Origin of the sequence: Kineococcus rhizosphaerae (assembly GCF_003002055.1) — a bacterium.
Taxonomy (GTDB): Bacteria; Actinomycetota; Actinomycetes; order Actinomycetales; family Kineococcaceae; genus Kineococcus; species Kineococcus rhizosphaerae.
Window position 1 is genome coordinate 138,608 of the sequence record NZ_PVZF01000004.1, and the last position, 11,510, is coordinate 150,117.

Genomic DNA, 11,510 nt, shown 5'->3' on the forward strand with positions numbered 1-11,510 from the left:
GACCCGACTGCCTCAGGATCTCGCGCAGTCCTCGATCGCGGAGCGGAAGTCCTTGATCGCGGAGCGGAAGTCCTTGATCGCGGAGCGGAAGTCCTTGATCGCGGAGCGGAAGTCCTTGATCGCGGTGGGGGATTCCTCGATCGCGGGGGTCAGGCGTCGAGGACCGCCGCGCGGACGGCGGCGGTGATCCGCTCCAGGCGCGGGCGCACGGTGGCGCGGTCGACGACGAGCTCGACGACGCGCAGCCCGGCGGGGCGCGCGCCGATCGCCGCGGCGGCCTCGGCCCGCGTCGCGGGCCGCACGTGCGGGACGCCGTACGCCGCGCACAGCGCGGCGACGTCCACGCCGTGCGGGGTGGCCACGACCCGCTCGAACGTCGCGCGGTCCACCGCGGCGGCGTGCTCGAGCGTCTCGAAGATCCCGCCGCCGTCGTCGTTGACGAGGACGACGGTCAGGTCCGGGCGCTGCTCCCCCGGCACGGGCAGCAGCGCGTTGACGTCGTGCAGGAAGGCGAGGTCGCCCACGAGCAGCCGCGTCGGCCCCAGCCCCAGGGCGACCCCCTCGGCGGTGGCCAGCGTCCCGTCGATCCCGGCCAGCCCGCGGTTGGACACCGTCCGCACGCCCAGCGGCCGGCCCGCCAGGTCGACGTCGCGCACGGCGTTGCTGGCCGCGACCACCAGGGCCGACCCGTCGGCGGCGCAGGCGTCCACGACCTCCCGGCCGGCCCACGGGCCGGTCAGGGCGTCCTCGTCGTCGACGACCGCGTCGATGGCGTCGGCGGCCAGCTTGGCGGCCCGGTCCCAGCGGGCGGCGAAGTCGTGCTCGGCCTCGCTGGCGGGACCGTCGACGGTCACCGCGGGCAGCACGCGGGCGGCGCGGAAGCCCGCGTCCGGCCACGCCCCGGTCGCGCTGACCACGACGAGGTCGACGTCGTCGCGGGCCAGCAGCCGCGTGACGGGCCGCGACAGCGTGGGGTGGCCGAACAGCACGACGCGCTCCACCGCGCCCAGCGGGCCCTGGGAGTCGAGCGCGTCCAGGAGCAGCCGGTAGGCGCCGACGGCCCGTTCGCCGCCGCGCGCCCCCGAACTCGGTTCGGCCAGCAGCGGCCAGCCGGCGTGCTCGGCCAGGTCGCGGGCGGCCCGCCCCGTCGCCGGGTCGGGGGCGTCCCCGGCCAGCACCAGGGTCCGCTCCCCGCGGGGCAGCGCGACCGGCTGCGGCGCAGGCAGTCCCGCGACCTCCGTCAGCCCCGTGGTCGACTCGGGGAGCACGTCGGGCGACGGGGTGAGGGGGTCGGCGAAGGCCACGTCGAGGTGCACCGGACCCGGGCCATCACCGCGCAGGCCCCGCGCGGCCGCCACGGCCCGCGAGACGACCGAGCGCCAGGCGGGGGCCTGCGCCCGCGGGTCCACGGGCGCAGGCAGGTCGGCGCTGAAGCGCACCGACGGCAGGAACATCCGGGGCTGGGCCTCGGCGGTCTGGCTGGCCCCCGAGCCGCGCAGCTCGTGCGGGCGGTCGGCGGACAGCACGACGAGCGGCACCCCCGCGTGGTGGGCCTCCAGGACGGCCGGGTGCAGGTTCGCGACCGCCGTCCCGCTGGTCGTGACGACGGCGACGAGTTCACCCGCCCGGGCGAGCCCGAGGGCGAGGAACCCGGCGGAGCGCTCGTCGACCCGCACGTGCAGCCGCAGGCGGCCGGAGTCCGCGGCGCGGGCGGCCGCGTAGGCCAGCGGGGCGCTGCGGGAGCCGGGGCTGAGCACGAGGTGTCGCAGGCCGAGCCGCACGAAGGCGTCGACGAGGACCGTCGCGAAGGCGGTCGAGGGGTTCACCCCTCCATGGTGCGCCCCTGCGGGTGTGGCAACCTGCCGCGGTGACGCAACCGACGCCTCCCCTGGACGAGATCCTCGCCACGTTCGCGACCGGGACGCTCATCGACCGCATGGGCATCCGGCTCGTGGAGGCCACCCCCGAGCACCTCGTCGGGACGATGCCGGTCGAGGGCAACACCCAGGTGGCGGGGTTCCTGCACGGCGGCGCGAGCTGCGTGCTGGCCGAGACGCTGGGGTCGGTCGGGGCGTTCCTGCACGTGTGGCCGGGCGGGCTGGCGCTGGGCACCGACATCAACGCCACGCACCACCGGTCGGTGCGCTCGGGGATCGTGACGGGGGTGGCCACGGCCATCACGCTCGGCCGGACCCTGACCAGCCACGAGGTCGTGATCTCCGACGAGGAGGGCCGGCGGTTGTGCACGGCCCGGATCACGAACTACGTGCGCGCGGCCGAGCCCGGGCCGTCCACGTCCTGACCGCGGCGGTTCGCCGCGGCGGACCCGGTGTCCCGGGGCGCCAGGGTCGCGCGACGCCGGAACTCACTGGGGGTCAGTCCGCGGACCCGCTTGAACGCCGCACTGAAGGCGAAGGGGTCGGAGTAGCCCACGGCCCGGGCGACCTCGGCGACGGTCGCGCCCGGGCGCTCGGCGAGCAGGTCCGTGGCGAGGGTCGTGCGCCAGCGCGTGAGGTAGGTCAGGGGCGGTTCGCCCACCAGGTCGCTGAACCGCTTGGCCAGCGTCGCGCGCGAGACCCCGGTGCGCCGGGCCAGGGCGGCCACCGTCCACGCCGCCGCGGGCTCGCCGTGCAGCAGCCGCAGCGCGGCCCCGGCGACCGGGTCGTGCTGCGCCGCCCACCAGGACGGGGCCTGCGCCCCGGCGCGGTCGAAGAACTCGCGCAGCGTGCAGACGAGCAGCCAGTCCAGCAGCCGGTCCAGGACGACCTGCTGCCCGGGAGCGTCGACGGCGACCTCGGCGGCGAGGTGGTCCAGCACCGGGTCGACGCTCCCCCCGGCGGTCACGTGCAGCACGGGCGGAAGCGCGTCGAGCAGGCGCCGGCTGATCTCGCCGTGCACCGGGTAGGCGCCGACGACGAAGGTCGTCGTGCCCCCCTGCGCGCCGGGGTCGTACCAGCCCAGGCGGTGCCGGGTGCCGCCCTGCTCGGGGACGGCGCACTCCACCCCGCAGTCCACCGGCACGGCCGCGGTGCCGACCTCGTCGACGAAGCCGAAGGTTCCCGGCCCGCGCACGAGCACGGTGTCGTAGGCGTCGAGGCGAACCGGGGGGCCGTCGTCGGGCACGACCCACCCCGCCCCGCGCACGGCGGTGCACAGGCTCAGCGGCGGTCCGTCGACGAAGCGCAGGGACCACGGCGGGGTCAGGGTCGTGCTGCCGAACAGCGAGCCATGGGCCCGGACCCCCCGGAGCAGGTCGCTGAACGCATCCACCTACCTGACGCTAGACGATCACCGGGGTTCTTCGGCGCCACACCCATGGATGCGTCCAGCACGAAGGCTTTGGATGGGCTCCACGGAACTGTCCCACCGAGCGCGAACGGAGTCCCGCCGTGACCATCGCCCACCCCCCGACCCCGGGGACGGCCCTGTGGGTGCACGCCCACCCCAGCCCGTCCTCCCTCAACGGTCACCTCCTGCGGGCGGGGGTGCGGGCCCTGTCCGCCGACCGTGAGGTGACGGTCTCGGACCTGTACGCCCAGGGCTTCGACCCCGTCCTGGACCCCGGAACCCTGATCGACGGCGCCCCCGGGAGCGAGGCGGGACCCGCGGGCCTCGCCGACCTCCTCGGCGACGCGCACGCCCACGACCGGTTGCCGGCGGACGTGGTCCGCGAGCAGGAGGCGCTGGCCCGGGCCGAGCTGCTGGTGCTGCAGTTCCCCCTGTGGTGGTACGGGCCCCCGGCGATCCTCAAGGGCTGGTTCGACCGCGTCCTGACCGCCGGGTTCGCCTTCGGCGACGTCGACGACCGGGGGGTGCCCCGCCGCTACGGCGACGGCGGCCTGAGCGGGCGCCGGGCGCTCGTCGTGGTGACCGCCGGGGAGGACGCCGCCTCGATCGGCCCGCGCGGCGTCAGCGGGGACCTGGAGTCCCTGCTGTTCCCCCTGACCCACGGCGTGCTCTGGTACGTCGGGATCGAACCGCTCGACCTGCACGTGGTCCACGACGCCGACGCGCTGGGGGCCGACGGGCTCGCACGGGAGGTCGAGCGCCTGATGCACCGGCTGCGCACGCTCGACGACGAACCGGGTCGCCCCTACCGCCGCCTGCGCGACGGCGACTACCGCGGCACCCGCGCCCTGCGCGAGGACCTGCTGCCGGGACGGACCGACCTGGGCATCCACCGTCTCCCCGCCGGCTGAGCCCGGTCCCTCACCGCAGGCCGCGGAACGTGGCGCGGATGTCGTCGACGAGCAGGCCGGGCTGTTCCAGCAGGGCGAAGTGGCCGCCGCGGGCGACCTCGTTGAAGTGCACGAGGTTCGGGTAGCGGCGTTCGGCCCACCGCCGGGACCGGCGCACGTACTCACCCGGCATGACGCTGAGCCCGACCGGGACGGTGAGGGGTTCGTCGAGGCTGCCCGGGGTGGCCCATCCCGTCCTCGCGCTCTCCCAGTACATCCGCGCGGCGGAGGCGGCGGTGTTCGGCAGCCAGTAGAGCATCACGTCGTCGATGACCTCGTCGAGGTCGAAGACGGCCTCGACGTCGCCGTGCTCGTCGTGGGAGCCCCCGACGTCCTGGAACATCGCGTAGATCCAGGCGGCCAGGCCGACCGGGGAGTCGGCCAGGGAGTACCCGACGGTCTGCGGCCGGGTCGCCATCTGCTGCGAGTAGGCGGACAGTTCCCGCCAGTAGTGGCCGGTCTCGCGCAGCATCTGCTGCTCCTCGGCGGTGGCGTCGCGCACCTCCTCCTCGCTGGGGGAGAACAGGGCCATGTTCAGGTGGACGCCGGCCAGCCCGATCGGGGTGGTGGCCTGCAGGGCGGCGAGCTCGGCGGTGACGGAGGCGCCGAGGTCCCCACCCTGGGCGAACCAGTCCACGTACCCGAGGCGGTCCATCAGGACGGCCCAGGCCCGCGCGGTCCGCCGCAGGGTCCAGCCGGTGGTGGTGGGTTTCCCGGAGAACCCGAAACCGGGCAGGCTCGGGACGACGACGTGGAAGGCGTCCTCGGCGGTGCCGCCGTGAGCCAGCGGGTCGGTCAGGGGCCCGACGGCGTGCCGGAACTCCAGGACGGACCCGGGCCAGCCGTGGGTCAGGAGCAGCGGGCGCGCGCCGGGGACGGCGGAGCGCACGTGCAGGAAGTGGATCTCCAGGCCGTCGATCGTGGTGGTGCCCTGGCCCCAGCCGTTGAGCAGCGCCTCGGTCCGGCGCCAGTCGTAACCGGTCGCCCAGTGCTCGACGAGGGCGCGGACCTTCTCCAGCCGGGGTCCCTGGGAGGTGTCCAGGACGGTCTCGCGGTCGGGCCAGCGGGTGGCGTTCAGCCGCCGCCGGAGGTCGTCGAGGTCGGCGTCGGGGACGTCGAGGGTGAAGGGCGTGATCGCGGTGGTGCCGGTCGTGGTCACGGGTCGTCTCCTGGGTGGGTGCGGATCGTGGGGGCGGGTCGCGAGAGCGGGTCGTGGGGGCGGGTCGTGAGGGCCTCGCCGGACGGAGGAGGTCGTCGCTCACGGCGGCGCCAGCACCCATCTTGCCGTAAAACCATCTTTGCGCAAGACGATCTCTTTCGCGTACAGTCCTACCCGTGACGACTCCACCGCAGGGCACCGCGGCGGCCTCCCCGCCCGAGATCGACTGGGACGCGCAGGGGATCGAGACCGAGCTCGGCTGGGCCCTGCCGGCCGTGTACCAGGGCTTCTCCCGCTCGGCGACGGGCGCGGTCGCCGACGTGCCCGCCGGGCCCCGGGGGTACCAGGTGCTCGTGGCGATCACCACCGAGGAACCCTCCTCGCAGCTGGCGCTCGCCCAGCGCCTGGGCATCGACAAGACGCAGATGACCTACGTGGTGGACGCGCTGGAGGACGGGGGGTTCGTCGAACGCCGCCCCCACCCCGGCGACCGGCGCGTGCGCCAGGTCCTGCCGACCCCGGCGGGCCGAGCGCTGCTCACCTCGGCCCGCGCCGCCCTGCGCGAGGTCGAGGCCGGACTCATGCGGCACCTCAGCGGTGAGGAGCAGACCCAGCTGCGCCGGCTCCTGGCCCGGGTCGCGCTCACCGCCGGTGACGTCGTGGCCTGCACCCCCGGCGACCCGCTCGCCACCACGGACGCCCACTCCCCCGCCTCCCCGAAGGACTGAGACGCACCCCGTGACCACCACCGTCCTGCTCGCCGGTGCCACCGGCGACCTCGGTCGCCGCACCCTGCGCGAACTCCTGCACCACGACGTGCGCCTACGGGTCCTCACCCGTCCCGGCGGCACGGCGGCCCGCGTCGACGACCCCCGCGTCGAGGTCATCAGCGCCGCCTACTCCGACCACCGCGCCCTCACCGCCGCCGCCGCGGGCGCCGACGTGGTCGTGTCCACCGTCAGCGGGGTGCGGCCCGTGGTCGTCGACGCGCAGCGGGCCCTGCTCGCCGCGGCGCTCGCGGCCGGCGTCGAGCGGTTCGTGCCCTCGGACTACTCCGCCGACTACCGCCGGGTCGCCCCGGGCGGCAACCGGAACTTCGAACTGCGCCGGGAGTTCGCCGCCGACCTCGACGCCGCTCCCCTGCGGGCGACGTCGGTCCTCAACGGCATGTTCACCGAGCTGCTCACCGGCGAGGCGCCGATGGTCCTGTTCGCGCGCCGGCGGGTCCTGTTCTGGTCCTCCGCCGACCAGGTCCTCGACTTCACCACCAAGGACGACGTCGCCCGCACCACCGCCCTGGTCGCCCTCGACCCCACCGCCCCGCGGGTCGTCGAGGTCGCCGGCGACCGGGTCAGCGCCCGCGACGTCGCCCGGACGCTGACCGACCTGACCGGTACCCCCTTCCGGCTGCAGTGGGCCGGCACCGCCGGGACCCTCTCGCTCGCCGGCCGCGTCGGGCGCCTCCTGGCGAAGGACCGCGACGAGACGTTCCCGGCCTGGCAGGGCATGCAGTACTTCGCCGACATGTTCAGCGGCCGGGCGCAGCTGCACCACGTCGACAACGACCGCTACGGCCCCCACGCCTGGACGAGCGTGCGCGACGTGCTCGGGCAGCACCTCGCCCGGAACTCCTAGGACACCCCGGAGAGCACCAGGGGCAGGACGAGGCCGACGGCCACCAGCACCAGCAACCCCACGCCGATCACCGCCCCGACGCGGTGCCCGAAGTTCAGCGTCCACCCCACCCCGACGCGCTTGGGCACGAGCAGCGCCGGGTCGTCGCGGTTGACGTAGAACAACCCCGCCCGCCAGAACCGGTCGTCGTCGGGGGCCTGCGCCCCGCCCGCCGGGGACGGGGTGGCGGGCACGCGCGAACGCACGGCGCACACCACGACCGCCACGACGGTCCCCGCCCCGAACACCCCCAGCGCCGGGCCGAAGAACTCCAGCCGCCGCGGGTGCAGCCAGCCGTCGGCGGCCAGGGCGCAGATGAGGGCGGTCGCGAGCAGCGTCACCGAACCCAGCAGCGACTGGGCGGCGCGCTCGCGGGCCAGCGGCAGCGCCAGCGGGTCGGCGTCCCCGGCCCGCGGGCGCAGCGGCGCGACCCGGACGAGCCGGGTCAGCACCAGCAGGAAGAGCAGGACCGCCGCGCCGGCGACCAGGGGGCCGAACACGCTCCAGAAACCCTTCGCGGAGTACGCGTCGGGAACCCCGGCACCGCCCCAGTGCGTGGGGAACGGGTCGGGCAACTCGTCGTAGCGGGTCCAGCCGAACGCGGCCGTGGCGACGAGGACGCCGGCCGAGGCGGCGTACCAGAACACCGGGACCGGGGGCCGAGAAACGCCCCCGACCCCGGCGACGAGGCGCACCGGGACGTCGCGGAACCACCCCCGGGTTTCCTTCGCCGAGCGGATCGGTCTGCGGCACACGACGAACGCCACGGTTCCCGTCACCAGCAGCAGGTAGGTCGGCAGGACGAGGAACCGGCCCGCGACCGCGGCGAGCACCGCCAGCACCGCCAGCACGGCGACGGCGACGCGGTAGGTCCGCACCGCCCGGCGCACGACGGGTTCGGTGACGCGCTCGCGCGGGACGGAGACCCCCAGCGGCAGCGTCGGCGCCGACAGGGTCGGCACGAGCAGCAACGTCAGCGCCACGAGCAGGACGCTGCCGACGCCCACGGCGGTGTTCAGACCGGTGTTCAGAGCGGTGTTCACGAAGGCCTCCCGAAGTTCCCGACGACCTGCGCGCACTCCCCCAGGACGTCGGGAACCCCCTGGGCGTGCCCTTCGGCGAGGAGCGTGAGCAACCGTTCCCGCCAGTCCGCGGCGACGTGCGGCGCGGCCGGTCCGCTGCCGGGTCCGCGCGCGACGACGGACCCGGACTTGCTCGTGGTGCGCAGGAGACCCTCGCCGCGCAACCGGTCGTAGGCCTTGGCGACGGTGGCGGTGTTGACGCCGAACTCGGCCGCGAGGGCGCGCACCGAGGGCAGCGGCGCACCGACGGGCAGGGTCCCGTGCGCGATCGCTTCGACCACGCGGTCGCGGATCTGCTGGTAGATCGGCACCTCGGACAGGGGGTCCAGTTCCAGGACCACGGGACCGGGCATCACGGGCACCTCCCATCTGTACCACCAAGAGTAGTACAGATAGGACAGATCACACCAGGTGCGCGTGCGCGGCGGCGATCCGCTCGCGCCACCAGGCCCGCCGATCGGCGGGGGCCCGGAACCGTTCCAGGAGGCCGGGGTCGGCCGTGACGGCCCCCACGCGCAGCGCCCCGTCGACGGGCAGCAGCGGCTCGGCGACGACGTCGGCCGCCAGCAGGGCCGCCGTGCCCAGCCCGCACGCGAACGGCAGCTCGGGCAGCGCGGCCGCGAGCGCCGTCCCGGCCGCGATGCCGACGCTGGTGTCGAGCGCGGAGGACACCACGACGGGCAGCCCGCAGCCCTGCGCCACCTCCAGGGCCCGGCGGACCCCCGACAGCGGGGCGACCTTGACGACGACGACGTCGGCCGCCTCCAGCCCGGCCACGCGCAGCGGGTCCTCGGCCTTGCGCACGCTCTCGTCGGCGGCGAGCAGCACGGGCGTCCCGGCGCGGGCCAGGCGGCGGCGCAGCTCGGCCATCTCCTCCAGCGTCGCGCAGGGCTGTTCGGCGTACTCCAGGCGGTGCGGGGCGAGCTCGGTGAGGGCGCGTTCGGCCTGCTCGAGCGTCCACCCGGCGTTGGCGTCGACGCGGACCCTGCCGGCCGGGCCCAGCGCCTCGCGGACGGCGGCGACGCGCGCGACGTCCTCGCGCAGCCGGGTCGGGAAGTCGGCGCCGGCCTCGGCGACCTTCACCTTCGCGGTGCGGCAGCCGGGGAAGCGGGCCAGGACGGCGGGCACGTCGTCGGCGGGGACGGCGGGCACGGTCGCGTTGACCTCGACCCGCTCCCGCCGGGCGACGGGGAACCCCTGCCAGGCGGCCTCGATCCCGGCGGCGAGCCAGCGGGAGGACTCTGCGGGCCCGTACTCCAGGAACGGCGCGAACTCCCCCCACCCGGCCGGGCCGTCGAGCAGGACGGCCTCGCGCTCGACGATCCCGCGGAACCGGCGGCGCAGCGGGAGGCGGACGACGTGGGCGCGGTCGAGCAGGTCGGTGAGGTCGGGGAGGTCGGGGAGGTCGGGGAGCACACCCCCAGCATCCCCCGACCCCGCGACCGGGCCGGAGGCACACCTCCCGCCCTCCCCGGGGCCCGGGGAGGGCGGGAGGTGTGCCCGCGGCCCGAGGGCGCTGGCCTACCCTGCAGGACGTGTCGGCCCTGGACGGTGTGAGCGAGACCTTCGACCCCTCGGCGTGGGCGGAGGTGCCCGGTTTCGAGGACCTGCAGGACATCACGTACCACCGCAGCACGGTGGAGGGTGCGGCGCGCGGGACCGTCCGCATCGCCTTCGACCGGCCCGAGGTCCGCAACGCGTTCCGGCCCGGGACGGTCGACGAGCTGGCCCGCACCCTCGACCACGCCCGCCGCACCCCCGACGTCGGCTGCGTCCTGCTGACGGGCAACGGCCCGAGCCCGAAGGACGGCGGGTGGGCGTTCTGCTCCGGCGGCGACCAGCGCATCCGCGGGCGCTCGGGGTACCAGTACGCCGACGGCGAGACGGCCGACACCGTCGACGAGCGCCGCACGAAGGCCGAGGGCGGGCGGCTGCACGTCCTGGAGGTGCAGCGGCTCATCCGGTTCATGCCGAAGGTCGTCATCGCCGTCGTCCCCGGCTGGGCCGCCGGCGGCGGGCACTCCCTGCACGTCGTCGCGGACCTGACGCTGGCGAGCGCCGAGCACGCCCGGTTCAAGCAGACCGACGCCGACGTCGGCTCGTTCGACGCGGGCTACGGGTCGGCGTACCTGGCCCGGCAGGTGGGGCAGAAGTTCGCCCGCGAGATCTTCTTCCTGGGCCGGCCCTACACCGCCGAGCAGGCGCACGCGATGGGCATGGTCAACGCCGTCGTCCCGCACGCCGAGCTGGAAACCGTTGCGCTGCAGTGGGCCGCGGAGATCAACGGCAAGTCTCCGACGGCGCAGCGGATGCTGAAGTTCGCGTTCAACGCCGTCGACGACGGCATGGTCGGCCAGCAGGTGTTCGCCGGGGAGGCGACGCGGCTGGCGTACATGACCGACGAGGCCGTCGAGGGCCGCGACGCGTTCCTGGGCAAGCGGGAGCCGGACTGGTCGCCGTTCCCCTGGTACTTCTGAGGCGCCCGCGGGTTCAGAGCGGGGAGTAGACGACGAGCACCTGCTCCGGGGCCCCGGCGACCGTGAACGAGGCGTGCGACAGGGAGATGCGGCCCCGCACGGGGTGCCGCAGCTCCTTGGTGCCCGCCCCGGACCCGGCGATGTCGTAGCGGGGCCACCAGGCGTCGGCCTCGGCGCTGCCGGTGCGCAGCTCCCGTTCCAGCGCCGCGAAGGCGGCGTCCCCCCGGTGGCGGCCGGCGGCGGCGCGGACGCGGGCCAGCACCGACTGCGCGACGTCGATCCACTCCACGAGCACCTCGCGCGCGGCGGGGTCCAGGAACACCCAGCAGGCGAGGTTCGGCACCCGGCCGGTGCCGTCGGCCCGGTCGAGGAAGCCGGGGAAGAACTCCGCGGCGGCCGCGTTCCAGGCCAGGACGTCGGTCGTGCGGCCCGTGACGTAGCTGGGAGCGGGCCCCAGCAGGGCGGGCACGGCGGCCACCTCGGGGGCCAGCACCTCGGGAGCGGCCGGCGCGGTCCGGCCCCCGGCGAGGGTGAACAGGTGCTCGCGGGCCACCGGGTCCAGCCGCAGCGCCTCGGCGACCGCGGCGAGCACGTCGTCGGAGGGCTGCACGTCCCGGCCCTGCTCCAGGGACGCGTACCAGGTGGCGGAGATGCCGGCCAGGGTCGCGAGCTCCTCGCGGCGCAGCCCCGGGGTGCGGCGGCGGGCCGTGCGCGGCAGGCCCAGCGCCACAGGGTCGCTCCCCTCCCGGCGGGCGCGCAGGAACGCGCCCAGCTCGCGGCGGGAGGCGCGCCGGTCGGCGGAGGCGCTGGTCGGGGCGCTGGTGGGGGTGCTCATCGGCTCGCTCATCCTGGTGCTCGCAGTGCCTGCGTCGAGCGGCTC

12 protein-coding genes are annotated in these 11,510 nt (G+C 75.7%); 5 read left to right on the forward strand and 7 right to left on the reverse strand.

Annotated elements, in window-relative coordinates; all coding sequences use genetic code 11:
- Window positions 1–149: 149 nt before the first annotated feature.
- Window positions 150–1,826 carry a 2-succinyl-5-enolpyruvyl-6-hydroxy-3-cyclohexene-1-carboxylic-acid synthase gene (gene menD / locus CLV37_RS09845; protein ID WP_106209723.1) on the reverse strand — a complete coding sequence of 559 codons (1,677 nt, stop codon included), beginning with the start codon at window positions 1,824–1,826 and terminating at the stop codon, window positions 150–152.
- 41 nt (window positions 1,827–1,867) lie between these two features.
- Between menD and CLV37_RS09850 the strand changes: the two genes are divergently transcribed.
- Window positions 1,868–2,302 (forward strand): hotdog fold thioesterase, encoded by a 435-nt coding sequence (locus CLV37_RS09850; protein WP_211298528.1) that lies wholly within the window; start codon window positions 1,868–1,870, stop codon window positions 2,300–2,302.
- Here the strand turns inward: CLV37_RS09850 and CLV37_RS09855 are convergent.
- Window positions 2,263–3,270 carry a cupin domain-containing protein gene (locus CLV37_RS09855; protein ID WP_106209725.1) on the reverse strand — a complete coding sequence of 336 codons (1,008 nt, stop codon included), beginning with the start codon at window positions 3,268–3,270 and terminating at the stop codon, window positions 2,263–2,265. The genes CLV37_RS09850 and CLV37_RS09855 overlap by 40 nt on opposite strands.
- Window positions 3,271–3,389: 119 nt before the next feature.
- Here CLV37_RS09855 and CLV37_RS09860 point away from each other — a divergent pair, with 119 nt between their 5' ends.
- On the forward strand, window positions 3,390–4,199 hold the full coding sequence (locus CLV37_RS09860) for an NAD(P)H-dependent oxidoreductase (protein WP_106209727.1): 810 nt from the start codon (window positions 3,390–3,392) through the stop codon (window positions 4,197–4,199).
- A gap of 10 nt (window positions 4,200–4,209) precedes the next feature.
- On the opposite strand, the gene CLV37_RS09865 is transcribed toward CLV37_RS09860, so the two are convergent.
- Window positions 4,210–5,397, reverse strand: coding sequence for an epoxide hydrolase family protein (locus tag CLV37_RS09865; protein WP_106209730.1), 1,188 nt, complete (start codon window positions 5,395–5,397; stop codon window positions 4,210–4,212).
- A 176-nt stretch (window positions 5,398–5,573) separates the two neighbouring features.
- Here CLV37_RS09865 and CLV37_RS09870 point away from each other — a divergent pair, with 176 nt between their 5' ends.
- Both CLV37_RS09870 and CLV37_RS09875 read left to right on the forward strand, forming a co-directional pair.
- Window positions 5,574–6,125, forward strand: a complete 552-nt coding sequence (locus CLV37_RS09870) for a MarR family winged helix-turn-helix transcriptional regulator (protein ID WP_106209733.1) — start codon at window positions 5,574–5,576, stop codon at window positions 6,123–6,125.
- Window positions 6,126–6,135: 10 nt separating this feature from the next.
- On the forward strand, window positions 6,136–7,032 hold the full coding sequence (locus CLV37_RS09875) for an NmrA family NAD(P)-binding protein (RefSeq protein ID WP_106209735.1): 897 nt from the start codon (window positions 6,136–6,138) through the stop codon (window positions 7,030–7,032).
- Here CLV37_RS09875 and CLV37_RS09880 read toward each other — a convergent pair.
- From CLV37_RS09880 to CLV37_RS09890, 3 genes are read right to left on the reverse strand one after another with little or no spacing between them, the layout of a single operon-like run.
- Window positions 7,029–8,114 carry a DUF5808 domain-containing protein gene (locus CLV37_RS09880; RefSeq protein ID WP_170127158.1) on the reverse strand — a complete coding sequence of 362 codons (1,086 nt, stop codon included), beginning with the start codon at window positions 8,112–8,114 and terminating at the stop codon, window positions 7,029–7,031. The genes CLV37_RS09875 and CLV37_RS09880 overlap by 4 nt on opposite strands.
- The gene (locus tag CLV37_RS27490; protein WP_211298529.1) at window positions 8,111–8,506 is read right to left on the reverse strand and encodes a GntR family transcriptional regulator; all 396 of its coding nucleotides are present in this window, start codon (window positions 8,504–8,506) and stop codon (window positions 8,111–8,113) included. The genes CLV37_RS09880 and CLV37_RS27490 overlap by 4 nt, the downstream gene beginning before the upstream one ends.
- Before the next feature lie 49 nt (window positions 8,507–8,555).
- Window positions 8,556–9,569 carry an o-succinylbenzoate synthase gene (locus CLV37_RS09890; protein WP_106209740.1) on the reverse strand — a complete coding sequence of 338 codons (1,014 nt, stop codon included), beginning with the start codon at window positions 9,567–9,569 and terminating at the stop codon, window positions 8,556–8,558.
- Between the two features lie 119 nt (window positions 9,570–9,688).
- Between CLV37_RS09890 and CLV37_RS09895 the strand changes: the two genes are divergently transcribed.
- Window positions 9,689–10,630: a 1,4-dihydroxy-2-naphthoyl-CoA synthase gene (locus tag CLV37_RS09895; protein WP_106209742.1), complete on the forward strand. Its 942-nt coding sequence runs from the start codon at window positions 9,689–9,691 to the stop codon at window positions 10,628–10,630.
- Window positions 10,631–10,643: 13 nt separating this feature from the next.
- Here the strand turns inward: CLV37_RS09895 and CLV37_RS09900 are convergent, their stop codons facing one another.
- Window positions 10,644–11,465, reverse strand: coding sequence for a helix-turn-helix domain-containing protein (locus tag CLV37_RS09900; RefSeq protein ID WP_106209745.1), 822 nt, complete (start codon window positions 11,463–11,465; stop codon window positions 10,644–10,646).
- Between the last annotated feature and the right edge of the window lie 45 nt (window positions 11,466–11,510).